The organism is Marinobacter sp. (assembly GCF_048269445.1).
GTDB lineage: Bacteria > Pseudomonadota > Gammaproteobacteria > Pseudomonadales > Oleiphilaceae > Marinobacter.
Genome location: NZ_JBLXIQ010000002.1, coordinates 85,919 through 109,031 on the forward strand (window position 1 = coordinate 85,919; position 23,113 = coordinate 109,031).

Below are 23,113 nucleotides of genomic sequence, written 5' to 3' on the forward strand. Positions count from 1 at the left end.
AACGCCATTATTTTTGAGAGCCTCCTTCCTTGTACCCGGGCATCAGGCCCCTTAAAATGCCGGTTTGATACAAATCAACGGGAAGCCCAATGCAGGTATCGATCAAGACTCCGGAAGAAATCGAAAAGATGCGCGTCGCAGGCCGCCTGGCGGCCAATGTTCTCGAGATGATCGGTGAACACGTCAAGCCTGGCGTATCCACCGAAGAGCTCGACCGGATTTGCCACGATTACATTGTGAACGAGCAGAAGGCCATTCCGGCCCCGCTCAACTACAAGGGATTTCCGAAATCCATCTGCACCTCGGTCAACCACGTCATCTGCCATGGCATCCCTTCCGAGAAGAAAACTCTCAAGGACGGAGACATCCTTAACATCGATGTGACCGTAATAAAGGATGGCTACCACGGCGACACCAGCAAGATGTGGATTGTCGGCAAGCCGAAACCGGGCACCGAGCGCCTGATCCAGATAACCCAGGAATGCCTATATAAGGGCATTGAGCTGGTGAAGCCGGGAACCCGCCTCGGTGATATCGGCCACGTGATCCAACAGCATGCCGAGAAACACCGTTATTCGGTGGTGAGAGATTACTGCGGCCATGGTATCGGCGCGGTATTCCATGAGGAACCCCAGGTGATGCACTACGGAAAGCCCGGCACCGGCATGGAACTACAGGAAGGTATGACTTTTACCATTGAGCCCATGATCAACCAGGGCAAATACCAGACCAAGCTGTTGCCAGACGGATGGACGGTGGTCACCAAGGATCACAAGCTGTCTGCGCAGTGGGAACACACCATCCTTGTGACTGCAGACGGCCACGAGGTTCTTACCAAGCGATCGGAAGAGTCCTTCTAAGTGGACGGAAGCGAGCTGGAATCCCGCATCAGCAATGATCCCTCTCCCGTTAAGGCTGCCCGGGAGCTGCTAAAGCAAAGGTATAACGCCGATGCCGAGGCTTTCAAGCAGGGTGCCGATGTTCGCGCCCTTGTCCATTCCAGGGCTGACACAGTGGATACCGTTCTGAGACTGATCTGGAACCGCTATCCCTTCTCAAGCTCGCCGGATATCGCCCTGATTGCCGTGGGTGGCTATGGCCGGGGCGAGCTTCACCCCCACTCCGATATTGACCTGCTAATCCTTACCCGAGACGGCATTCAAGACCGCTGGCACGACGATCTCGGCGCCTTCGTTACGCTGCTCTGGGATCTTAGGCTTGATATTGGCCACAGTGTTCGCAGTGTTGAGGAGAGCAAGGCCGCTGCCCGCGAAGACATCACCATTCTGACCAATCTGCTTGAGACCAGAACCATTGCGGGGCCGGATGAGTTGCGCATGGAGCTCAGCGAGCAGGTGTATTCCGATGAGGTCAGCACCGATCGAGACTACTTCATCGCCAAGCGGGAAGAGCAGCAGCACCGGCATCAGAAATACGGCGATACCGAGTACAACCTCGAACCCAACGTAAAAGGCTCTCCGGGCGCTCTTCGGGATATCCAGACCATCGGCTGGATCACCAAGCGGCATTTCGGCCTGCAGAATATCGCCGACCTCACTCGCTTCAGCATCCTGACCGAAGAAGAGCACCAGATCCTGCTCCAGGGTGAAACCTTCCTGTGGCAGCTGCGCTATGGTCTTCAGCTTCTGGCAGACCGGAACGAGAACCGGCTTCTGTTTGATCACCAGCGAGCCCTGGCCCAGATGCTTGGTTACAAGGATGAAGGCAAACGCCTCGGTGTTGAGCTGATGATGCAGTCCTACTACCGGACCGTTCTTGCCCTCGCAGAGCTGGCCGATGTGATTTTGCAGTATTACGACGAGGCGATCCTCGGCAGCGCTTCAGAGGACGCAATCCAGCCGATCAACAAACGCTTCCAGATTCGCAACTACTATATAGAAGCGGTCAACAACCAGGTCTTTGCCTACGCGCCTTACGCCATCATGGAAATCTTTGTGCTGATGGCGCAGCACCCCGAAATCAAGGGCATTCGGGCCACCACGATTCGTTCCCTGCGGGCACACCGGCACCTGATTGATGACGCCTTCCGTTCCGATCTGGCGGTAACCACATTGTTCATGGAGCTGTTGAGAACCCCCCATGCGCTGGACCAGACCCTGTCCGCCATGAAAAAGTACAGCGTGCTTGGCCGCTACCTGCCAGAGTTCGGCCAGATCATCGGCCAGATGCAGCACGACCTGTTCCACATTTACACGGTGGATGCCCACACCATGCGGGTGATCCGGAACATGGTCAGGCTGAACGGAACGGAAGCTCAGACAGAGTACCCCCTGGCTTCCCGCCTGATTCACCGGCTGCCAAAACTGGAAACCCTGTACATTGCCGGCATTTACCATGACGTTGCCAAAGGCCGGGGCGGCGACCATTCAGAACTGGGCGCCATAGACGCAGAAGCCTTCTGCAAACGCCATCACCTCAGTGAGCGGGATACCCAGTTAGTTTCCTGGCTGGTTGAAAACCACCTGCTAATGTCCATGACCGCCCAGCGCAAGGACATCTCGGACCCGGACATCATCCACGGCTTTGCCAGGGCGGTGCCAAGCCAGGCGCATCTGGATTACCTGTACGTGCTGACCGTTTGTGACATCAGCGCGACCAATCCCAAGCTCTGGAATACGTGGCGCGCATCGCTCTTGCGCCAGCTGTATATCGAGGCGAAGCGGGCATTGCGGCGCGGAACGGAAACGCCCATCGACCGGCAGGAGTGGGTGCGCGCCACCCAGTCCGAAGCCAGGGAGATCCTGCACGCCCAGAACATGACCGACGAACAGATTGATGCCATCTGGGACACCGTGGACGAGGACTACTTCCTCCAGGATTCGACCGTGGATATCGCCTGGCAAACGGCCGCCATAATCCGCCATGGCGATAACCCGGACCCACTAGTGTTGATTCGCGACACCCGGGGCGGCCCCACCGATGGTTATTCCCAGATCATCATTTACATGAAAGATCGGGTGGCCCTGTTTGCCGCGACCACGGCGGTGCTGGAGCAGCTCAACCTGAACATCGTGGATGCGCGGATCAGTTCCAGCGAAGGCCCCTACTCCATCAGTTCTTACGTTGTGCTGGATGAGAAGGGCCAGCCCCTGGGAACTGACCCTGCCCGCAAGGAGCGCACACGCAAGCGCCTGATTGAGGAACTGGACGACCCCGATGACTACCCGGACATCATTCATCGGCGCACGCCACGGCAACTGAAACATTTCGCCTTCCCGACGGAAGTGACGTTTTCCAACGACACCATCAACCAGCGCACGGTGATGGAAGTGGTTACCCCGGACCGACCCGGCCTACTGGCCCGAATTGGGCAGGTGTTGCTGGAGCATCGCGTGCGCCTGAGCAACGCCAAGATTGCCACCCTGGGCGAGCGGGTTGAGGACGTTTTCTTCGTGACCGACGAGCACGGCGAACCTATCCGGGACCCGGCCGTGTGTCAGGCGCTGCAGGAAGACCTCTGTAAAATGCTGGACGATATTCAATGAATCCGAATCTGGACAGACTTCACCCTTACCCGTTTGAAAAGCTGGCAAAGCTTAAAGCCGGCGTTTCCGTGCCCGACCATCTCCGACCAATCTCACTGGGCATTGGCGAGCCAAAACACCCTTCTCCGGACTTCGTAAAGCAAATCATTGCGAACAACCTGGACAGGCTCGCCAATTACCCCACCACCCGGGGAACCGACGAACTCCGTGAGGCGATCAGCAAGTGGGCAACCCATCGCTTTAATCTGAAATCGGGCTCGCTCAGCCCGGCCCGCCATATTGTGCCGGTAAACGGAACCCGCGAAGCCATCTTCTCCCTGGTGCAGGCCGTAGTGGATGCCAGCAAGCCGGCCACCGTGGTGAGCCCTAACCCATTTTACCAGGTGTACGAAGGCGCGGCGTTCCTGGCGGGCGCTACACCCGTTTATTTGCCTTGCGACGGCTCCAACGGTTTCATCCCGGATTTTGAGTCGGTGCCAGCGTCCACCTGGAACGATTGCCAGGTGCTGTTCCTGTGCTCACCGGGCAACCCCAGTGGCGCGGTCATTCCGAGAGAAACCTTGGCAAACGTGATTGCCCTTGCCGATAAATATGACTTTATCGTCGCTTCCGATGAATGCTACTCCGAACTCTACCCGGAGGAAGGCAAGCCGCCTGAGGGCCTGTTGCAGACCTGCGCGGCCATTGGCCGAGATGATTACGCCCGCTGCGTGGTATTCCACAGCCTCTCCAAGCGCAGCAACCTACCGGGGCTGCGGTCAGGATTTGTAGCCGGCGATGCCCGCATTCTGGAGGGCTACCTTAAATACCGGACGTACCACGGTTGTGCCATGCCCATCCATAACCAGTTGGCCAGCATCGCCGCCTGGAATGATGAGGACCATGTGAGGGAAAACCGGGCGGCCTATCGTGCCAAGTTCGAGGCGGTGGTGCCCATCCTGCGGGAAGTGATGGACGTGGATTTTCCCGATGCGGGGTTCTACCTGTGGCCCTCCACCCCGATGGATGATGAAACATTCGCCCGGGAACTTTCCGCCCAGCAGAATGTGCATGTTCTGCCGGGCCGTTATCTGTCCCGAACTGTGGACGGCCATAATCCGGGCGAGAACCGGGTGCGGATGGCACTCGTGGCACCGCTTGACGAATGCCTGGAGGCCGCGCGGCGGATTGTTGAATTTGTGAAGGCGAACCAGACATGAAACTCTACGGCATCAAGAACTGCGATACCGTCAAGAAAGCCCGCAAATGGCTGGACGAAAACGGCGCTGACTACGAATTCCACGATTTCAGAAAGGATGGGCTGGACGGCGAGATGCTGGCCCGCTGGGAACATGCGGTTGGCTGGGACACCCTGCTGAACCGCCGGGGGACCACCTGGCGCAAACTTCCCGAGGAGGTTCGTGATACCATTAGCGCCCGGACCGCCCACGAGATCATGCTGGAGAATCCATCCATCATTAAGCGCCCCGTTGTCGAACGAGCCGGGGATGTATTCGTGGGCTTTAATGCAGACGAATGGGCTGCATGGTTAACCTGAATTAACGGCCTCCCCTCTTTTATCCCCTCTCCCCCTCCCGCGAGAGGGTTTGGGGAGAGGGGACGCTACGAACAGACAACCTTCAAATATAGCAAACAGGAGCAACCACCTGATGAGTTTTGCATTCGGTATCGGTATCGGCAGCCAGAACAAACAGGGCGAGTGGCTGGAGGTCTTTTACCAGCAACCGGTCATGACACCTGATAGCACCCTCATGGAAGTCATTCGAAATGCAATGGACTACCATGGTGGCAACCTGGCAATCAGTGCCGCCGCCGAACAACTCAGCCAGCTTGCCAACGCTCTGCGCCAGGTTGGCGAGACCGGCCAGGCGGTCCTGGCGGAAAAAGCTGCCAACAGCAAACGCCCGGTGGTGGTCACCATCCTGGAAACCGATGACACCGCCTCAAGCACACCCGAGGTTTACCTGAAGCTGCACCTGATCTCCCACCGCATGGCCAAACCGCATGGTTTGAAGCTGGAGGGTATTTTCGGCCTGTTGCCGAACCTGGCGTGGACCAACGAAGGTGCCATTGACCTGAACGAGCTGCCCGAGCGTCAGCTTCAGGCTCGTCTGGAAGGCCGCACCCTGGAAGTGAAATCGGTAGACAAGTTTCCGCAAATGACCGACTACGTGGTGCCCAAAGGCATCCGTATCGCCGATACCGCCCGTGTCCGCCTGGGCGCCTATGTTGGAGAAGGCACCACGGTCATGCATGAAGGCTTTATCAACTTCAATGCCGGTACCGAAGGCACCAGCATGATTGAAGGCCGCATTTCCGCCGGCGTTATGGTTGGCAAGGGCTCTGATCTGGGCGGGGGCTGCTCCACCATGGGCACCCTGTCCGGCGGCGGCAACATTATTATTGCCGTTGGCGAAAACTGCCTCATTGGCGCTAATGCCGGCATCGGCATCCCGCTGGGTGACCGCTGCAAGGTTGAAGCTGGCCTATACATCACCGCAGGCACCAAGGTTGCCCTGCTGGATGATAACAACGAGCTGGTGGAAGTGATCAAGGCCCGCGACCTGGCCAACCAGCCAGACCTGCTGTTCCGTCGTAACAGCCAGACCGGTGCGGTAGAGTGCAAAACCAACAAGTCAGCAATCGAGTTGAATGAAGAGCTGCATGCAAACAACTGATTCTTCGACACTCGACCTCGCCATCGATCTGATCAGCCGGCGGTCCGTCACCCCGGACGATGCCGGCTGCCAGGAATTAATGATGTCGCGCCTGGCGCCCATTGGCTTTGCGGGGGAACACTTACGCTTTGGTGATACCGATAACCTCTGGGCCCGCAAGGGCTCAGGGGGGCCGGTGCTTGCCTTCGCCGGGCACACCGACGTGGTACCAACTGGGCCAGAGAAAAACTGGGCCCATCCGCCCTTTGATCCTGTCATCAAGGACGGTTACCTTTATGGCCGGGGCGCTGCTGACATGAAAGGCAGTCTTGCTGCGTTCATAACTGCTTGTGAGCGATTTGTAGCAAAATACCCGGACCACCGGGGATCGATTGCCCTGCTGATCACCAGTGACGAAGAAGGCCCCGCGCAACACGGCACCGTCAAAGTTGTAGAAACCCTGGAAGCCAGAAACGAGAAGATCGACTGGTGCCTGATTGGCGAACCGTCCAGCACGAACGAAGTGGGGGATGTGATCAAAAACGGGCGCCGGGGCTCTCTCCATGGGTACCTGACGGTTCATGGCGTGCAGGGCCACGTGGCTTATCCGCACATGGCCGAAAACCCGGTCCATTCGGTAGCCCCCGCCCTGGATGCACTGGCGAACGAGTTCTGGGACAGCGGCAACGACTTCTTCCCGCCGACCACTTTTCAGATCACCAAAGTGGAAGCCGGGACCGGCAGTAACATCATTCCCGGTGAGTGCCTGGTGCACTTCAACTTTCGCTACTGCACCGAAAATACCGCGGAGAGTCTGGAGGAACGGGTGGTTGCCATTCTGGACCGCCACAACCTGAAGTACGACCTGCAGTGGCATCTGAGCGGGCGCCCCTTCCTGACAGACAAGGGCGCACTGGTGTCAGCCAGCCAGGATGCCATTCGCTCTATTACCGGACGGGAAACCGAGCTTTCAACCTCTGGCGGCACCTCGGACGGCCGATTCATCGCACCGACCGGCGCACAGGTGGTCGAGCTTGGCCCCATCAATGCCACCATCCACAAGGTGGATGAGTGTGTGAAGGCCGAGGATCTGGGCACTCTGTCAGAGATTTACGAGCAGATTCTGATCGAGTTGCTCGCGTAATCCTTTTTAACCCCGTTTTCAGTAGTGAGGCGGAGGGGTTTCGTCCTGTTCGGATTTCATATCGGACGGGGACACATCCTTCAGTTGTTTGTGCAACAAGCGCTTGGCCTCCCATAACTCACGAATATCCATTTCCTGTTTCGCTACCTGCTCGCTCAGGGTGTTGATAACATCATCCTGAAACGCGAGCCGTGTTTCCAACTCATCCAGTCGGGTTTCCAGATCGTTCTGGCTCATTGGGTATTGGTACTCCCCTGGGTAGATCTCTGAAGAATGTGATTGATGACACTGCTTACCCCGTTGCTTGGTCAGCGCTCGCGATAATCTGGTATCATGCCGCCTTTGCCCGCCAGCGCTCCCGTTTTCCGGGGAACTGGCGGTTTTCACCGGCCGGATGCCCGATTTTACCCGATATCCGGTTTTTATCGTTAGCGTTATAAGAATGGAGAAATTTCACTCAATGCGTAATCCATCCAAAGCGATCCTTGTTGCTCTCCTGATCGCCATTCCCGCTCCTTTGGTACTTGCCCTGTTGCTGTCACTCACCCCCGAGCCGCTTCGCCTCATTGCCGTTGGCGAATTTGTAGAGGCGCTGGGAAGCACCCGTGGCATCGCCGCTTACCTTATTGCCCTGCTTCTTTTCGGCATTGCGGGCTTACTGGCCATAGCATTCTCCGCCAAGCAACCGGCCAGCCAGCGCAGCAGGTCCCAGCCTGACAACCGTGCACCGAGCCAGAACTACGACGAGGACGAAGACGACAGCTACGACGAGAACAGTCCTGAAGGTAACGAAGAGGGGACCGTCAAGTGGTTCAACGTCAAGAAAGGCTTTGGCTTTATCGTGCGTGACAGTGGCGATGAGGTTTTCGTTCACTTCCGCGCTATCCGTGGCCGCGGCCGCCGGGTTCTGCGCCAGGGGCAGCTGGTTCGCTTTAATGTTGTGGAAGCCGACAAAGGGCTGCAAGCCGATAACGTTTCCATCTTGAGCGACTGAATCACAGTCCACTGAAGACAAAGAGGCAGCCCGCGGGCTGCCTCTTTCAGTTCCAGACGACCTGTTGTTCGCCCCGGTGATCCAGGCGCCACCACTTTTCCTCCTCAACCGGCTCGCCTTCTTTCCAGTCTCCGGGGCTGCAGCGGATCTCGGTCTCCATGGCGCGCCAGGCGCTGCGGGCGCAGTCCAGATCGCTGTTCCAGGGCAAGCGCTCACCCTCAATAACCAGCGACGTAAAGCGCTTCCCGAAAGCCCCCGGATACAGGGCTATCCGAAGCGACTCGCCTTGATAACGAGCGAAACCCCTGACCACGCCGGCAACCTCACTGTCGTCCAGTTTCAATTCATCGACGTGGCTCTCAAGCCACCGCGAAACCGCACCCGACTTCAGATCACGAATATAAATTTCCAGGTCCTGCACCCGCTGAATCTCCATCCTGCTGTCCACAATGCCGCACATAGTGAACCGGCCCGCGCCGCGCTGCAACCCAGCGTTCCAGTTCCTGCCTCAAATCCTCAATACAGAGCTGACGGAGCGTGCCCGCCGCCTTGCGCTCATGCCAGGCCACTTCTGCAGCCACGCGCTGGAGCTGGATTTCGACAAGTGAAGTCTCGATGTCTTCAACCGATTCCTTCCTCGCCAAAGCCACCAGCGACTGGCGCCGCAGGGTATCTGACTGGCCCGAGAGGGCTACCGCATCTGTCGGCCCTCTATGAGCAAACAGATTCAGCCGGGCGGCGGCACGCTCCAGCCACTGCAACATTCCACCCGGCGTGCTGACACACCGACTGTACCGGGAAGAGACAAAACGAATCACTGGCGCCGGAATCTGCACATTCCACCGCTTTTCGATGGCCGCCTGATGGGCGATCAGGATTGCCTTGCGCTGAACCACGCTTGAAACCGGCATATCAAAGGTGTCCAGAGTTCGGCCAATGCGGTGCTGCAGCATCATCGCCCCATGGCCCGTGCCGGGCTCATCCGGACCAAGTAGCAGAATGGGACCTGCCCATTGCAGAACCAGCGCGCACGCCAGGCCGCCGGGCGATTCCATTAGAGCAACCAGATCGGCGGGAGAGACGTTGTCGAGCACCAGAACCGGCCAACGCGAACGATCGCCCGGGAACTCCCCATTGCCCACTCGCTCTGGAAGGACCAGCAAATCACTGGCCATGATCTCCGCTTCGCGCCTCAGGTCCAGCTCGACATAATCCTGTTCAAAAGCAGACAGCAACGATTGCAGCCAGGCCGTCTTGCCGGAACCTCGCTCGCCACGCACCCAGGCCATGGCCGAAGGCGAGGCTTGGAGGCTGACCGCCACATCGTCGGCAAGCTCAATCCACGCGGAATCGGTAACCACCACTGGCGCTCTCTGAGACTCATCAATGGGCGGCGGCTCCCGCTCCTCAGTCTGGTCTGGCCAGCGGGCGACCAGCTCAAGGACGGCCACATAGGCCTTTCCCTGCAGCCGCTCGGTGTGGCGAACCAGGGTTTCCAGCAACTGGGCCCACCCCAGCCAAGGCGACTCACAGGTCTCCCTCGCCGCTGCAAACCAGTACATGAGCTGGGACGATAACTGGCCCTCGCCACCGACTTCGGTCACGATAGGTTGCTCACACTGAATCGTGCGGATGAGCTCGTCCATATCCACCCCGCGGCTCCGGAGAAAGCGGGGTATCACCGGGCCGGAATCCAGCAGGGCGAGCAGGTAATCTTCAACAGTAACCACCGAGCCGCCGCGGTGTTCAACGCTGTCACGGGCTCGCACTAACGCGGTCTGGCACTGGGGATCCAGGCATCCTTGCCAATCTTCCATCGAACATCTCCTTGTTCTTGATGCATCATCCTGATGCAAGCGCTGTTTTACGGGCCGCTATCGTAACACTTGCAGATGCTTAGCCGCCTGTAACGAAGTCTCACCTCTTACCAGGTGCCGGTATTCTCCATGCTGGCCCAGGGCTCCTTCGTGGGAAGTGCCTCGCCTTTTTGCAGTAATTCTATGGAAATGTTGTCCGGCGTGCGGATAAAAGCCATGTGACCATCCCGCGGCGGCCTGTTGATAATGACGCCATTAGCCCTCAGGTGCTCACACAGTGCGTAAATGTCGTCAACCCGATAAGCAAGATGGCCGAAATTCCGCCCGCCAGTGTACTCCTCCGGATCCCAGTTATAGGTGAGCTCAATCATCGGAGCCCTATCCTCACGGGCGCGGGCCTGGTCCTCAGGAGCAGCCAGGAACACCAGTGTGAAACGACCTTTATCGCTGCTTTTTCGACTGACTTCAATCATTCCCAACAGGTCGCAAAAGAAATGAAGGGTCTCGTCCAGGTTGCTCACCCGGATCATGGTATGGAGATATTGCATGAAGCCTCCTTCTGAACAGGATTAATCGCGAATTCATCATCTTACCCTGAGCTCAGTTTACGGTATTCTTGCGGTATGGATGCAAAAACAGCGGACAATCTCATCTCAGAGCTGACTACACCGGCTATCCGACACCTTGCCTGGCTGTGCCGGGCGCCTCAGCTGTTACATTCGCCACTGACCTTTGAGCCCGCCCGATACCTCTCCGAAGATTTGGACAGCAAACTCAGCGCATGGGATTGCGACCCCAATGCGGCACCAGCCCTTTTGAGAGAGAAGCCTCCGAAGCGATTGGGCTTCTACTTCGAGCGACTCTACCGGGTGTTGCTGGAGGACTTGCTTGGCTGGACCATTCTTCTGCAGAACCGGCAAATACAGTCGAACGGACGAACCATCGGAGAACTGGATTTTGTGGTCCACAACCTCACCGATGACCGGATAGAGCACCACGAAATTGCCATCAAATATTACCTGGGGGTTCCCGAACCGCATGGGAAGACCCTGTGGTACGGACCCAACGCCAAAGACCGGCTGGACCTGAAAACCGACAGGATGCTGCGCCAACAAAGCCAGCGGACCCACCTGCCGGAGGCCCGGACCTTAATGGGCGAGGCCAACATCACGGGGCCGGTGACCCCACGAATCTTCATACCCGGTTACCTGTTCTATCCACGCGATCAGGAAGTGTCCGTTCCCGATTATGTGCCTGCCAGTCACCTCCGCGGACGCTGGCGCTATCTCTCGCAGCTCAAAAGCTCGGACATTGCCGGCTGGGTGGTACTGAACAAGCCGCACTGGATTGGGCCCTGGCGACAGAGTGAGGCGCCCGAAACAGACGATGTCTTAGCTGCGCTGAACACAATCCAGCGCCACGCCGTTCCTCTGTTGTTCGCTAACCTCAAGAGAGATTCAAGCACCGGCCTCTGGCAGGAAACCGACCGGTCATTTGTGGTGCCTGACAACTGGCCCTAGCGGCCGGTCAAGCGTCGATAAGATCCTTCGCCCACTGCGGTAAGGCCGCCTGGCAGCAGTGCCACTGCCCTTCTTCCCAAACCGCAACCCTTACATAGGGTTGCTCGAGACTGCTGTTATCAACCAGGTGCAGCTCGTCTGCTAGTCCTACACACTGTCGAAGATTCGTCAGAGTTCTCGGAATACGAGCCTCGATCTTGGCCTCCGGTACAGTGTGCCCTCCAGATTCAACACGAGACGCGACCCTGGCCTTGTTCAACGACGCCAACTCCAGGTGAAAATAAAACAGCCGGATTCGGAAACCCGCCGCTTTGGCTGCTCCCACGAAATCCACCTTCGACGGATGAGAAAAAACGGTTTCAAAGCAGAAACTCAGGCCTTCTTCCAGCAACCGGAACCGCTCTTTCTCGGCAATCAGTGCAGCTTCATAACTGTGTTTCTCGGGCGCATCCGGCCACACGCTGCGGGCAATATTGTCGGCATTCACCAGAGGAATTTTCCGACGAGCCAGAAACCGCTCATAGAAGGTCGTCTTGCCGGCCCCGTTACCGCCAACCAGCAGCCAGAGCTCAGGCTGCGTTGTCACGGTCACTCAGAGCCTCGAAACGCCCGTTGCGGAACTGCCCGACTTCTCGGGAGCCATCCGGATAAACTGCCTCCAGATAACCGGGCTTATCACCAGAGACCTGATACACAGTGCGCCCCCGGGCAATGGACCGACTCAACTCGCCGCCTTCACGGGCCCGATCCACCTCTGCCCACAGATCATCACTAGTGACCGACTCTGCCACCACTGGCTCAACCCGCACCTGTCGAATACCCTGCGCGATGGCAATCAGATCCTCGGCACTCACCTCACCGGCAACGGCCCGACCAATCTCGGCCCAATACTCGATCTGCTTGGGCGTTGAGCGCCTGTGAACCGCACCCTCGGCAGCTGCGTGTCGAACCAGAGAATCGTCGAGACGGACAGCGGTTGTCATGGTGGCCTCCTGAGGTGTGTCTTCGCATTTATTACAGATTACCACGATTGTTGCGGGTTGCAACAACTGGAAAGTGCTGCTGCCTCGGTATAAAAGATGGGAGGTTGACCAGCGCAACGTTCTCCTGCACCCTAATCTGGTTTCATTATGCAACCGGAGATAACGTGTGAGCGAATACAGAAACCGAGCCGTTGTGCTCAAACAGCGTCCACAAGGTGAGATTCAGCAAGGCAATCTGGTACTGGAAGACCGCCCGGTTCGATCTCCCAGTGAGGGCGAGGTGGTTGCCCAGGTGCTCTGGCTGTCCCTGGATCCCTACATGCGCCCCCGCATGAACGATGCCAAGGGTTACATGGACCCCATTGGTATTGATGAGCCCATTGTTGGCGAGAGTGTTGCGCGGGTGGTGGAATCCCGGTCAGACGGGCTGAAGGTCGGGGATCTGGTCACCTGTTATTCCGGCTGGCAGGAGTACGTTACTTTTCCTGCGGATGCCCCGATGGTGTACAAGATTCAGGAACGCGACAACGTGCCCTTGCAGGCTTACCTGGGCGTCGCCGGGATGCCCGGGCGCACAGGCTACTGTGGCCTTATGTATGTGGGCAAACCCAAAGCCGGAGAAACCGTGGTTGTCTCTGCGGCGTCCGGCCCCGTGGGCACGGTCGTCGGCCAGACCGCCAAGTCAGAAGGCTGTCGGGTTGTGGGCGTTGCTGGTGGCCCCGAGAAGTGCGATTACGTGGTTAATGAACTCGGCTTCGACGCCTGTGTTGATTACAAGGCGGGCAATCTCGAAGCGGATCTTGAAGACGCCTGCCCGGCTGGTATCGACATTTACTTCGAAAACGTGGGCGGTGCCGTAACGCGCGCCGTTGCCCCGTTACTGAATCCAGGCGCGCGGGTGCCTATCTGTGGTTTTGTATCTGCGTACAATGCAGCCGACATGGCCAGTGTGGAAACCCCGTTCCATGTGCTCAAGGCACTTGACCCGGTACCCGAGCACCGCTTTTTCCTGGTGACCGAGTGGCAAGACCAACATCAGGAAATCACCGACATCCTGGCCTCAGGGGTAGCCTCCGGTGAACTGAAATACCGGGAAACGATTGCCGAAGGCCTGGAAAATGCCGTTGATGCCTTCAAGGGCATGCTCAAAGGCAAAAATTTCGGCAAGCAACTGGTCCATATCGCAGACTGATTGCAATTGAAGAAATGCGAAGGCCTGCGGGATCAGTCTGAGATTTTCAGGAGCACCTTTCCGGTATTCCTGTTCTCGGCCACGTAGGCCATCGCGTCTTCCACCTGCTCAATCGGCCAACTGCTGTCAATCAGCGGTTCGATCTGGCCGGCACTGAGCAGCGGCCATACACGCCGATAGAGGGCCTGCATCACCGCCCCTTTGTCTTCGACGGTGCGTGAGCGCAACGTAGAGCCGATCAGCCGCTGGCGCTTGAGCAGCATGATGCCCAAATCCACTTCCGCTGTTCGACCGCCCATGAGTCCGATGAGCACAATGCGACCGTCGACATTCAGCACCTTCTGGTCGTCCGCAATATAGCTGCCGCCGACCGGGTCCAACACCATATCCACGCCGCCCCAGCCTTTAACTGCTGCAACAAAGGAACCCTCGTTGCGGTTCCAGATACCGCTGGCACCCAGGTTGCGGCAGGTCTGCAATTTGGCGTCATCGCCCGCAGTTGTAAAGACCGGGTTGCCAAATGCCGTGGCGAGCTGAATAACAGCGGTGCCCAGACCGCTGGCGCCCGCGTGCAGAAGTACTCGTTCACCGGGTTTCAGCGCTGCCTCGTGGTAAAGGTTCAGCCAGGCCGTCGCAAACACCTCCGGAATCGCCGCCGCTTTCTCAAGAGTCAGGCCCTTGGGTATTGGCAACACCTGAACGTCCGGCACAACGACTCGGGTGGCGTAACCGCCGCCGGTCAGCAGGGCACACACCTCGTCACCGGGCTGAAAGCGGGTCACTCCCTTGCCAACTGAGGCAATCCGGCCACTGACTTCCAGGCCCAGGATGTCCGAGGCACCCGGCGGAGGCGGATAAACTCCTGCCCGCTGCATAAGGTCCGCACGGTTGATCGCTGTCCAGACCACTTCGATTTCAACATGGTCCGCCGGCGGCTCACCCGGCCCTTCCCAGGGCTCCCAGCTCAGGTGGCCCCCGGTTACCTTGATCGCTTTGTTCATGTCTGACGTCTCAGCCTTGCTCGTATGGCCACAGGATACCCTATGTTTTTCGAGCTTTGCACAAATGACGTTACCAGATGATCAGACAGTAATATCCCGGTTGGATAACCAGACACTCTGGTAGGGCTTGAGGGTGATCGAGCCGGACAGATCATCGACCTTCATACCAGAAATCAGGTCCTGCCAGTGGTCGGTACCAATCAGGTTAATATCACTTAAAGTTACCTGCTGAACGTCATCGCTGATGTTGTGAATACAGAAGATGGACTGATCCCGCCGCATACTCTGGCGCCAGAAACCGAAGAGCTGTAGGCCAAGGTGCAGAGTGAACTGTGTCGCGTTGGGATGGAACGCCGGCTGTTTGCGGCGAATGGCGATCAATCGTTTCAGCTCGTGGAAGGCCTTGCTGTGATGGCTTAGCGGGTCTTCAAGCTTGCGCTCCAGATCGTCCAGCTTCCATTGGCTGCGGTTGATGGAACGCAGCCGGCCGGTGTGCTCCACTCGCTCCAGATCATTCTCGGTGGCCAGCAGGCTGTGGATGTAGAAAGCGGGAATCCCCTCCAGCGCCAGCATAACGGTGTGGGCGCAGATAAAACGGTGCAGCTGCCAGTGATCCCTGCCGGATTCCACCGTACCCTGCAGGGCATCGTACAGGGCGATGTTGATCTCGTAGGGCTGGTCCCGGCCATCGGCCGTGCGGCGATAGGATACCTTGCCGCCGAAGGAATCCATGGTATTGATCAGGCGCTGCTTTTCCTCGTCGGTCAGTAGGCCATCGGTGGGGCGCATACCGATACCATCGTGGGAGGCAATGAAGTTCAGGTAGGTGGTGCCCAATTGCGCCGGTGGCATGCTCATCAGCCAGGTTTTCAGGTGCTTGCAGTCTCCGGTCACCAGGGTGTTGATCAGCAGCGGCGGCAGGGAAAAGTTGTAGATGACATGGGCTTCGTTAGCGTTGCCGAAATAGGTCAGGTTTTCCCGGTTGGGCACGTTGGTCTCGGTGATGACCACGACATCCGGGCTGTGATGCTCCATCAGCAAACGCATTATCTTGATCAGCTCATGGGTCTGCTGCAAATGAATGCAGGGGGTACCGGGTTCTTTCCAGAGAAACGCCACCGCATCCAGGCGAAACAGGATGATGCCCCGCTCCAGGTACTGCCGGATGATGCTCACGAACTCGATCAGCACCTCCGGGTTGGCAAAGTTCAGATCCACCTGGTCTTCGCTGAACGTGCACCAGACGTAGCGTTCCCCATCGTCTGTCTGCACGGGATTCAACAGCGGTGACGTACGGGGGCGCACCACGGCGCTCAGATCATCCCGGGGATTGCCTTCAAAAAAATAGTCCTTGCCCGGCTCCACACGCTTTCGAAAGTTCTCGAACCACCGGCTGCGGGCCGACATGTGGTTGACGACAAGATCGGCCATGAGCTTGTAATCCCGGGCGATCCGTTCGATATCCTCCCAACTGCCGTGGGATTCGTTGACAGCCAGGTAATCCATCACCGAGAAACCATCGTCCGAGCTATAAGGGAAAAACGGCAGTATGTGAACGGATGAGATGCTGTCGGCCAGGCAGTCGCCGAGGAACCGATGCAGGGTCACCAGGGGCTTTTCCTCCGGCTGCTGCACGGAATCGGCATAAGTGATCAGCACCACATCCGATTCGTCCCAGTTGTTCTGATGGGCAGGAGGCGGCTTCTGGTCAGGCGCCAGCCCCATGGCAGTTAGCAGCTTTTCCGACAGGAAACCGCAGTCCAGCTCCGGATAAACCCCCTCCAGCATGGCCATCAGTTTGGCTTTCAGGGGCTGGTTCATGGCCGGAATTCCTCGTTATCCAGCTCGATCGCTTCCAGCAGCTGTTCCTTAATATCCGGAATGGCGCTGGTCACCCGGTTCCAGCTGGGAATGAAAGGCGTATCCATGGGGTTGTCGAGAAAGTAGGCGCCGGCCCGCATCACGTTCTGGGCGAACAGCTCCACCGCCTTCTCTTCCTTGTGCCGGTCAAAGCTCAGACCATTGATGATCGCATCGTTCTGGTAGGTCTCGACAAAGTCCAGGGCTATCCGGAAATACGTAGCCTTGAGCGTCCGGAACTTCTCGTTGGAGAAGACCTCGCCATTGGTGGCCAGTTTGCGGAACAGAGCCTTGGCGATGTCCACGCTCATTTTTGAGAGCCCCTTGCTGGCGTCCGCCGGGGACAGTTCCTGGTGCTTGTGGTCATAGACATCGGCAATGTCCACTTGGCACAGCCGGTTGGTGGCGTAGTTGCGCTTCATTTCCGAAAGCACTCCGATCTCCAGCCCCCAGTCGCTGGGAATGCGTAAATCGTTGATCACATCGGTACGGAACGAAAATTCACCCGCGAGCGGATAGCGGTAGCTGTCCAGGTAATCCAGGAAATCGTTGGGCCCGCACACCTTTTTCAGGGCCCGTATCAGCGGCGTCACTAGCAGGCGGCTGACCCGGCCGTTCATTTTGCTGTCCGCCACCCGTGCGTAATAGCCTTTGCAGAACATGTAGTTGAAGCCAGGATTGGCCACGGGGTAAATCAGCCGCGCTACCAGGTCTCTGGAATAGGTGAGGATGTCGCAATCGTGCAGTGCAACGGACTTGCTCACCCCGGAGGCCAGCACGTAACCGAAGCAGTACCAGACGTTCCGGCCCTTGCCCATTTCCGTCGGTGCCAGATTCTGCTCCCGGAGTTTGAGATCAATGGCCCGTAAGCGCGGCCCATCGTTCCAGAGCACCTTGAAATTCTGGGGTAACTCGGAAAAATACTCGAGGGCGTGGCGGTACTGCGATTCGTTCGCCCGGTCCAGGCCGATCACAATCTGATCCAGATACGGCACCTTGCCGAGCTCAGCCACGATGTTCTTCAGGGCCGGGCCTTCCAGTTCGGAATAGAGCGACGGCAGCACCAGGGACATGGGGCGGGCCTTGCGAAAGCTCATTAACTCCGCTTCGAGGTCCTCCACCGGGCGGCGAACCAGGTTATGGAGGGTGGTGACAATGCCATTCTGGTAAAAGTCGCCCATGGCGGCTCTCCTCTTATTATGCCCGTACTCAAACAGGTCAATACCCGTACTCAAACAGGAGATTGAGCACACACTCATTCCAGCCTTCAGGGCCGGGCTTGAGGGAGCGCATGGCGTGCTTTGCCGAAGGTAACTTCACTTCTTCGCTTTTTACGCCCCGGATCACCACCGGTATATCCGCCGATTCGAGCATTCGCTGATCGTTGGGGCTGTCACCAAGGGCAATGGCTACCAACGGATGCTCGCCATAACGCTCCCTGTATTTCTCTCGATATTTATTTAGCAAGAAACGGGCCCCATCGGCTTTGTCGAAAATCCCCATGGCGTGGAGGAAGCGCCCTCCCGGCACAAGCCGGAGATCTTCGTCTGCCAGTGCCGCTTCAAATTCGGCCAGCGCCTCCTCGGTGCCGAGCCAGATCAGAGGCTCGGTGCCCAGTCTTTGTTTTGCCCGCTCTGCCGCGGCCGGATCGAGACCTGCTTCACCGGCCAACTCTTCGGCACTCATGTCATTGAAGCCCCGAAACTGCGCACCCACTTTCCGTTGGGCGTCGAGCACTTCGAGCACCCGATCCCGGGTTGCACCAAAATTCACCACTTCCTCATCGGCATTGCCGAAGGTATTGGGTGGAATGATGACCGCTGCACCGTTTTCGACAATAAAGGGATCGGTATTGCCCAGCTCCTCCCGCAACGCCCGGATTTCCGGCAGGGTTTTGCTGGAATTGAGCACCAGGGGAATCCCCGCCGCCCGGAGCTTCGCCAGCGCTGGGCCGGCCGGCTGCCAGCGATAATCGTCGTGATCAAGCAAAGTGCCGTCGAGGTCTGAAAAAATGAGCAAATTGGGTCTGGCCATGGCGGGTCTCCGTTAATCTGCGCGGAACTTTGGGACGCCAAGGGAGTGATCCTCGGCCACATTGATCAGGACGTCAGCCCTGCCCGGCATTTCATCGAGACAGGCCCGGGTGACCCGTTCGTAGTGCATGACGAATCGGGCGACTTCGTCGTCATTCATTATGCGCAAACCCTGTGCGCCAAAATCCGACTTGCCCTCCTCTGGTGCGCTTCGGGTTTTCCTGGCCAGCTTCTTCTCCTGAAGACTGCGCCACTCCAGAACACACTTCATGGACGGGGCCTTGAGCATCACCAGACAATCGATCTGGCTGAAAAAATCACGGTACTCGCCTTTCAGCTGCTCATTAACATAAGTCCGCCAGGTTCCATCAGGGTCCTCTTCCGCTTCCAGACGGTTGATCGGAGAGCGCAGGGACTGTTCATCCTCCGGCCGGGCATCCAGGCACCACCCTTCAATCAGAATCACCTCCGCCCGGCCGGAGAAAGCAGGCCAGCCGTCGGTTGGAACCCGATCGTCCCGGGACTTGTCAAATGACGGGATCGGGGTTCTGTCGTCGGGACCGGCGGAGCGAAGCTGGTCCAGCACTTGTTGCCCAAGCGCAACATCGTGGGTGCCAGGCACCCCCCGGGTTTTGAACAGGGGGTGAATCCGTTCGGCAAGGTCCTGGCGCGCGGCTCTGGTAAGGTAGATATCATCCAGGGAAAAATTGGCGGTGGGACAATTCCGGTGCCGGGCCAGAATCTCCCGCAGAAACAGGGTCAGCGTCGACTTGCCGGTACCCTGGGCACCGTGGATGCCCACCACGACCGGGCGCTTTTCCGTATCATGGAGAGCCAGGATGTGGTCCGCCAGCGGCACAATGGTCTGCTCCACGGTTTGGGCGTAAGTCTCAGGCAGACCTTCCTGTTGAATCAGGTCCTTGATGGTTTGTTCGAGCGATCGGTCAGACACGTTGGTTTTCCCGGTTTGCACAGATGGTTTGAAAAAAGATTCAGTAGAATTCATATCAGCAGAATTCGTACCAATGGGAGTATAGGCGTTTTATGAGTAGCAACGGTTTTCGAGTAGAGCATCGCTACCTGGAGCTCCCGGACAGCTTTTACACAAGGGTCCAGCCCTCGCCCCTGAGGGGCGCAAAGATGGTGTGCTTCAATTACAAGCTCGCTGAGCAGATGGGCTTCCATGCCACGTCTGAATCAGACTGGACCGGTGTGGGCGCAGGCACCGAGTTGCTTGAAGGGATGGACCCGGTGGCAATGAAATACACCGGCCACCAGTTTGGCGTTTACAACCCTGAACTGGGCGACGGCCGGGGCCTTTTGCTGTGGGAGACCACGGGGCCGGACGGCCGCCGCTGGGACTGGCACCTGAAAGGCGCAGGCATGACCCCCTACTCCCGCTTCGGCGATGGCCGGGCCGTCCTGCGTTCCACCATCCGCGAATACCTCTGCAGTGAGGCCATGCACGGCCTGGGCATTTCCACCACCCGCGCCCTGTTCATGGTAAGTGCCAAAGACCCGGTTCGCCGGGAATCCATCGAAACCGCCGCAGCGCTGGTTCGGGTGGCCCAGAGCCATATCCGCTTTGGTCATTTCGAGTTTGCGGCCCATCATGAAGGGCCAGAAACAGTCAAAACCCTGCTCGAGCACGTGATCTCACTGCACTTTCCACATTTGATCAGCCTGCCGGATGACGAACGCTACACCCGCTGGTTTGAGGAAGTGGTCGAACGCACCGCGCGCATGATTGCAGACTGGCAGGCCGTCGGCTTCTGCCATGGCGTAATGAACAGCGACAATATGTCGATCATTGGAGACACCTTCGATTATGGCCCCTATGCGTTCCTGGACGATTTCGACGCCGGCTATATTTCCAATCACACCGACCAGGCCGGTCGATACGCCTACAACCGCCAGCCGCAGGTGGGCTTTGATAATTGCCAGTACCTGGCTCGCGCCCTGCTCCCGATCATGGATGAGGATGATGTGCGCCGGGGCCGGCGCCGCTATGAAACCGCCTATAACGAACGGTTCCTGCAGAACATGCGCGACAAACTGGGCCTGGCAATCGAAGATGAGGGAGACCTGAGCCTGATCATGGACACCTTCAGCATGCTGCATGAGCACCATGTGGACTACAGCGCATTCTTCCGGGCGTTATCGAATCTCTATGCCAACGGCCATGGGCCGGTCAGGGATCTGTTTGTGGATCGCAGCGTGGCGGACCAGTGGCTGGAGCGCTATGAGGAGCGGTTGATGAGCGAAACCCGCGCCCACGACGAGCGGGAGTACGCCATGCGCGGGGTAAACCCGAAGTATGTGCTGAGAAACTATCTGGCCCAACAGGTTATCCTTGAGGCACAGAACGGGGACTATGAACCGATGAAGGCACTGCTCAAGGTACTGGAACGACCCTTCGATGAGCAGCCGGAAAACGAGGCGTTCGCTGCATTGCCGCCAGACTGGGGCAAACATCTGAACATCAGCTGTTCGAGCTGACGGAGTATTAAAGACGGGGTCAGATGAAAAGTTCATCTGACCCCAATTTCAACCCCAATTTCAGTTTTTCAGACTGCCTTAGCGGCGATGATCTTCTCGTGCCATTCCGCCGGACCGGTCTGGTGCACGGAGGATCCGCGAGAATCCACGGCTACCGTGACCGGCATATCTTCCACCTCAAACTCGTAAATGGCTTCCATCCCCAGCTCTGGGAAGGCAACCACTTCGGCGTGTTTGATCGCCTTGGAAACCAGATAGGCGGAGCCGCCCACGGCCATCAGGTACACCGCGCCAAATTCCTTGATGGCATCGATGGCCACCTGGCCGCGCTCGGCTTTACCGATCATGCCGGTGAGGCCGGTCTTCTCCAGCATCGTGTGGGTGAACTTGTCCATACGGGTTGCGGTGGTCGGGCCAGCCGGACCAACCACTTCCTCGCGCACCGGATCCACCGGGCCCACGTAGTAGATGAAGCGCCCCTTCAGGTCCACAGGCAGCTCCTCGCCTTTCTCGATCATGTCCACCATTTTCTTGTGGGCAGCATCACGGCCAGTCAGCATCTTGCCAGACAGCAGAACGGTTTCACCCGGCTGCCACCCTTTTACATCCTCCGGAGTAACCGTGTCGAGATTCACACGGCGGACGTTTTCACCCACTTCCCAGGTGATTTCCGGCCAGTCTTCAAGGCTCGGCGGAGTCTGCAGGGAGGGGCCGGTGCCGTCCAGGGTGAAATGGGCGTGGCGGGTAGCCGCACAGTTTGGAATGATAGCGACCGGCTTGTTAGCGGCGTGGGTCGGGTAGTCCTTCACCTTCACGTCCAGAACGGTAGTCAGACCACCGAGGCCCTGTGCACCGATACCCAGGTCGTTCACCTTCTCGAACAGCTCCAGGCGCAATTCTTCTGCTCGGTTGGAGGCACCACGCTCTTGCAGATCGTGAATGTCGATCGGATCCAGCAGTGATTCCTTGGCCATTTCCATGGCTTTCTCCGCGGTACCACCAATACCAATCCCCAGCATGCCCGGCGGGCACCAGCCAGCGCCCATCTGCGGCACCATCTTCAGCACCCAGTCGACAACGGAATCCGACGGATTCAGCATGGCGAACTTGGATTTTGCCTCGGAACCGCCGCCCTTGGCGGCCACGTGCACTTCAACCTTGTCGCCCGGCACCATCTTGTAGTGGATGATGGCCGGCGTGTTGTCACCCGTGTTCTGACGCTTGCCATCCGGATCCGCCAGGATCGACGCCCGCAGCACGTTATCCGGATGCGTGTACGCCCGGCGCACGCCTTCGTTGATCACCTCATCCAGCGGCAGTTCGCAATCCCACTGCACGTTCATGCCAATGTTCACGAATACGGTGACAATACCGGTGTCCTGGCACAGCGGCCGGTGACCCTGGGCACACATCCGTGAGTTGATCAGGATCTGGGCCATGGCGTCCTTGGCCGCCTCGCTCTCCTCCCGCTGGTAGGCTTCGTGAACCGCGTCAATGAAGTCCTTCGGGTGATAATAGGAAATGAACTGCAGCGCGTCCGCTACACTTTCAATCAGGTCGTCCTGGCGGATTACGGTGGTCATAGGCGCCTCATCAGCTTGATATCGTTATGTCGTGTCATCAAAAAATCGGGAGGCCAGAGTTTACCAGAAAATCGGTTTGGCGAGGGATCCGACAGAGGGCGCAGCCTTTTGAGCAAAAACAGGGAAGTTACCGGCCCCGCGGGCTCGACAAACCGTTAACCGCCAACTATTTTTCACAAAAGCCTGTCTCCAACCGTGCGGGGAGAATTCAAACCACCAGAATCACACTTTTGGCTGATCAACACTGGCCATACTGTCGCTATAGTCATAGATACAGAAATTGGCTAAAAGCGCTGGCTACAATTTCAGACAACAGTTTTAGCA

The 23,113-nt window shown here is 57.9% G+C and carries 22 protein-coding genes; 10 read left to right on the forward strand and 12 right to left on the reverse strand.

The window, feature by feature from the left end:
- The first annotated feature begins 89 nt into the window (after positions 1–89).
- The 6 genes from map (at position 90) to dapE (ending at position 7,307) form a co-directional block, all read left to right on the forward strand.
- Positions 90–860, forward strand: coding sequence for a type I methionyl aminopeptidase (gene map / locus ACN0XM_RS03725; RefSeq protein ID WP_417565580.1), 771 nt, complete (start codon positions 90–92; stop codon positions 858–860).
- The gene (locus tag ACN0XM_RS03730) at positions 861–3,506 is read left to right on the forward strand and encodes a [protein-PII] uridylyltransferase (RefSeq protein ID WP_417565581.1); all 2,646 of its coding nucleotides are present in this window, start codon (positions 861–863) and stop codon (positions 3,504–3,506) included.
- Positions 3,503–4,705, forward strand: a complete 1,203-nt coding sequence (dapC, locus tag ACN0XM_RS03735; protein WP_417565582.1) for a succinyldiaminopimelate transaminase — start codon at positions 3,503–3,505, stop codon at positions 4,703–4,705. The genes ACN0XM_RS03730 and dapC overlap by 4 nt, the downstream gene beginning before the upstream one ends.
- Complete coding sequence (locus tag ACN0XM_RS03740) at positions 4,702–5,043, forward strand: ArsC family reductase (RefSeq protein WP_417565583.1); 342 nt, start codon at positions 4,702–4,704, stop codon at positions 5,041–5,043. The genes dapC and ACN0XM_RS03740 overlap by 4 nt, the downstream gene beginning before the upstream one ends.
- A 112-nt stretch (positions 5,044–5,155) precedes the next feature.
- A complete protein-coding gene (dapD, locus tag ACN0XM_RS03745; RefSeq protein WP_417565584.1) occupies positions 5,156–6,184 on the forward strand; it encodes a 2,3,4,5-tetrahydropyridine-2,6-dicarboxylate N-succinyltransferase in 1,029 nt (342 codons plus the stop codon).
- The gene (gene dapE, locus ACN0XM_RS03750; RefSeq protein ID WP_417565585.1) at positions 6,171–7,307 is read left to right on the forward strand and encodes a succinyl-diaminopimelate desuccinylase; all 1,137 of its coding nucleotides are present in this window, start codon (positions 6,171–6,173) and stop codon (positions 7,305–7,307) included. Before dapD ends, dapE begins: the two co-directional genes overlap by 14 nt.
- A gap of 18 nt (positions 7,308–7,325) precedes the next feature.
- Here the strand turns inward: dapE and ACN0XM_RS03755 are convergent, their stop codons facing one another.
- Positions 7,326–7,544, reverse strand: coding sequence for a SlyX family protein (locus ACN0XM_RS03755; RefSeq protein ID WP_417565586.1), 219 nt, complete (start codon positions 7,542–7,544; stop codon positions 7,326–7,328).
- Between the two features lie 223 nt (positions 7,545–7,767).
- On the opposite strand from ACN0XM_RS03755, the gene ACN0XM_RS03760 reads away from it, so the two are divergent.
- Positions 7,768–8,301, forward strand: coding sequence for a cold-shock protein (locus ACN0XM_RS03760; protein WP_417565587.1), 534 nt, complete (start codon positions 7,768–7,770; stop codon positions 8,299–8,301).
- A 46-nt stretch (positions 8,302–8,347) separates the two neighbouring features.
- Here ACN0XM_RS03760 and ACN0XM_RS03765 read toward each other — a convergent pair whose 3' ends face one another.
- The 3 genes from ACN0XM_RS03765 to ACN0XM_RS03775 all read right to left on the reverse strand — a co-directional run bounded on the left by ACN0XM_RS03765 (position 8,348) and on the right by ACN0XM_RS03775 (position 10,666).
- On the reverse strand, positions 8,348–8,722 hold the full coding sequence (locus tag ACN0XM_RS03765; protein ID WP_417565588.1) for a hypothetical protein: 375 nt from the start codon (positions 8,720–8,722) through the stop codon (positions 8,348–8,350).
- Positions 8,694–10,118 carry a hypothetical protein gene (locus tag ACN0XM_RS03770; protein WP_417565589.1) on the reverse strand — a complete coding sequence of 475 codons (1,425 nt, stop codon included), beginning with the start codon at positions 10,116–10,118 and terminating at the stop codon, positions 8,694–8,696. Before ACN0XM_RS03770 ends, ACN0XM_RS03765 begins: the two co-directional genes overlap by 29 nt.
- A gap of 107 nt (positions 10,119–10,225) precedes the next feature.
- Positions 10,226–10,666: a VOC family protein gene (locus ACN0XM_RS03775; protein ID WP_417565590.1), complete on the reverse strand. Its 441-nt coding sequence runs from the start codon at positions 10,664–10,666 to the stop codon at positions 10,226–10,228.
- Positions 10,667–10,741: 75 nt separating this feature from the next.
- On the opposite strand from ACN0XM_RS03775, the gene ACN0XM_RS03780 reads away from it, so the two are divergent.
- On the forward strand, positions 10,742–11,638 hold the full coding sequence (locus ACN0XM_RS03780) for a DUF1853 family protein (protein ID WP_417565591.1): 897 nt from the start codon (positions 10,742–10,744) through the stop codon (positions 11,636–11,638).
- A gap of 7 nt (positions 11,639–11,645) precedes the next feature.
- On the opposite strand, the gene ACN0XM_RS03785 is transcribed toward ACN0XM_RS03780, so the two are convergent.
- Together ACN0XM_RS03785 and ACN0XM_RS03790 are read right to left on the reverse strand one after the other, a co-directional pair.
- Complete coding sequence (locus ACN0XM_RS03785; protein ID WP_417565592.1) at positions 11,646–12,224, reverse strand: AAA family ATPase; 579 nt, start codon at positions 12,222–12,224, stop codon at positions 11,646–11,648.
- Complete coding sequence (locus ACN0XM_RS03790; RefSeq protein ID WP_417565593.1) at positions 12,208–12,621, reverse strand: TA system antitoxin ParD family protein; 414 nt, start codon at positions 12,619–12,621, stop codon at positions 12,208–12,210. The genes ACN0XM_RS03785 and ACN0XM_RS03790 overlap by 17 nt, the downstream gene beginning before the upstream one ends.
- A gap of 166 nt (positions 12,622–12,787) precedes the next feature.
- Here ACN0XM_RS03790 and ACN0XM_RS03795 point away from each other — a divergent pair, with 166 nt between their 5' ends.
- Positions 12,788–13,813 carry an NADP-dependent oxidoreductase gene (locus ACN0XM_RS03795; RefSeq protein WP_417565594.1) on the forward strand — a complete coding sequence of 342 codons (1,026 nt, stop codon included), beginning with the start codon at positions 12,788–12,790 and terminating at the stop codon, positions 13,811–13,813.
- A gap of 32 nt (positions 13,814–13,845) precedes the next feature.
- On the opposite strand, the gene ACN0XM_RS03800 is transcribed toward ACN0XM_RS03795, so the two are convergent.
- The 5 genes from ACN0XM_RS03800 to ACN0XM_RS03820 form a co-directional block, all read right to left on the reverse strand.
- The gene (locus tag ACN0XM_RS03800; RefSeq protein ID WP_417565595.1) at positions 13,846–14,814 is read right to left on the reverse strand and encodes an NAD(P)H-quinone oxidoreductase; all 969 of its coding nucleotides are present in this window, start codon (positions 14,812–14,814) and stop codon (positions 13,846–13,848) included.
- An 81-nt stretch (positions 14,815–14,895) separates the two neighbouring features.
- Positions 14,896–16,635 carry a sugar phosphorylase gene (locus ACN0XM_RS03805; protein ID WP_417565596.1) on the reverse strand — a complete coding sequence of 580 codons (1,740 nt, stop codon included), beginning with the start codon at positions 16,633–16,635 and terminating at the stop codon, positions 14,896–14,898.
- Positions 16,632–17,855, reverse strand: a complete 1,224-nt coding sequence (locus ACN0XM_RS03810) for a glycosyl transferase (RefSeq protein ID WP_417565597.1) — start codon at positions 17,853–17,855, stop codon at positions 16,632–16,634. The genes ACN0XM_RS03805 and ACN0XM_RS03810 overlap by 4 nt, the downstream gene beginning before the upstream one ends.
- A gap of 37 nt (positions 17,856–17,892) precedes the next feature.
- The gene (locus ACN0XM_RS03815) at positions 17,893–18,708 is read right to left on the reverse strand and encodes an HAD-IIB family hydrolase (protein ID WP_417565598.1); all 816 of its coding nucleotides are present in this window, start codon (positions 18,706–18,708) and stop codon (positions 17,893–17,895) included.
- Between the two features lie 12 nt (positions 18,709–18,720).
- Positions 18,721–19,659 carry a hypothetical protein gene (locus ACN0XM_RS03820; protein WP_417565599.1) on the reverse strand — a complete coding sequence of 313 codons (939 nt, stop codon included), beginning with the start codon at positions 19,657–19,659 and terminating at the stop codon, positions 18,721–18,723.
- Positions 19,660–19,751: 92 nt separating this feature from the next.
- Between ACN0XM_RS03820 and ACN0XM_RS03825 the strand changes: the two genes are divergently transcribed.
- The gene (locus ACN0XM_RS03825; RefSeq protein WP_417565600.1) at positions 19,752–21,206 is read left to right on the forward strand and encodes a protein adenylyltransferase SelO; all 1,455 of its coding nucleotides are present in this window, start codon (positions 19,752–19,754) and stop codon (positions 21,204–21,206) included.
- A 68-nt stretch (positions 21,207–21,274) separates the two neighbouring features.
- On the opposite strand, the gene ACN0XM_RS03830 is transcribed toward ACN0XM_RS03825, so the two are convergent.
- Positions 21,275–22,789 (reverse strand): fumarate hydratase, encoded by a 1,515-nt coding sequence (locus ACN0XM_RS03830; RefSeq protein ID WP_417565601.1) that lies wholly within the window; start codon positions 22,787–22,789, stop codon positions 21,275–21,277.
- Between the last annotated feature and the right edge of the window lie 324 nt (positions 22,790–23,113).

Coding starts and splice junctions, on each gene's coding strand:
- ACN0XM_RS03740 (WP_417565583.1), top strand. CDS start 4,702: ATGAAACTCTACGGCATCAAGAACTGCGATACCGTCAAGAAAGCCCGC.
- dapD (WP_417565584.1), top strand. CDS start 5,156: ATGAGTTTTGCATTCGGTATCGGTATCGGCAGCCAGAACAAACAGGGC.
- ACN0XM_RS03810 (WP_417565597.1), bottom strand. CDS start 17,855: ATGGGCGACTTTTACCAGAATGGCATTGTCACCACCCTCCATAACCTG.
- ACN0XM_RS03825 (WP_417565600.1), top strand. CDS start 19,752: ATGAGTAGCAACGGTTTTCGAGTAGAGCATCGCTACCTGGAGCTCCCG.
- ACN0XM_RS03805 (WP_417565596.1), bottom strand. CDS start 16,635: ATGAACCAGCCCCTGAAAGCCAAACTGATGGCCATGCTGGAGGGGGTT.
- dapE (WP_417565585.1), top strand. CDS start 6,171: ATGCAAACAACTGATTCTTCGACACTCGACCTCGCCATCGATCTGATC.
- ACN0XM_RS03760 (WP_417565587.1), top strand. CDS start 7,768: ATGCGTAATCCATCCAAAGCGATCCTTGTTGCTCTCCTGATCGCCATT.
- map (WP_417565580.1), top strand. CDS start 90: ATGCAGGTATCGATCAAGACTCCGGAAGAAATCGAAAAGATGCGCGTC.
- ACN0XM_RS03770 (WP_417565589.1), bottom strand. CDS start 10,118: ATGGAAGATTGGCAAGGATGCCTGGATCCCCAGTGCCAGACCGCGTTA.
- ACN0XM_RS03800 (WP_417565595.1), bottom strand. CDS start 14,814: ATGAACAAAGCGATCAAGGTAACCGGGGGCCACCTGAGCTGGGAGCCC.
- ACN0XM_RS03815 (WP_417565598.1), bottom strand. CDS start 18,708: ATGGCCAGACCCAATTTGCTCATTTTTTCAGACCTCGACGGCACTTTG.
- ACN0XM_RS03755 (WP_417565586.1), bottom strand. CDS start 7,544: ATGAGCCAGAACGATCTGGAAACCCGACTGGATGAGTTGGAAACACGG.
- ACN0XM_RS03790 (WP_417565593.1), bottom strand. CDS start 12,621: ATGACAACCGCTGTCCGTCTCGACGATTCTCTGGTTCGACACGCAGCT.
- ACN0XM_RS03830 (WP_417565601.1), bottom strand. CDS start 22,789: ATGACCACCGTAATCCGCCAGGACGACCTGATTGAAAGTGTAGCGGAC.
- ACN0XM_RS03780 (WP_417565591.1), top strand. CDS start 10,742: ATGGATGCAAAAACAGCGGACAATCTCATCTCAGAGCTGACTACACCG.
- ACN0XM_RS03775 (WP_417565590.1), bottom strand. CDS start 10,666: ATGCAATATCTCCATACCATGATCCGGGTGAGCAACCTGGACGAGACC.
- dapC (WP_417565582.1), top strand. CDS start 3,503: ATGAATCCGAATCTGGACAGACTTCACCCTTACCCGTTTGAAAAGCTG.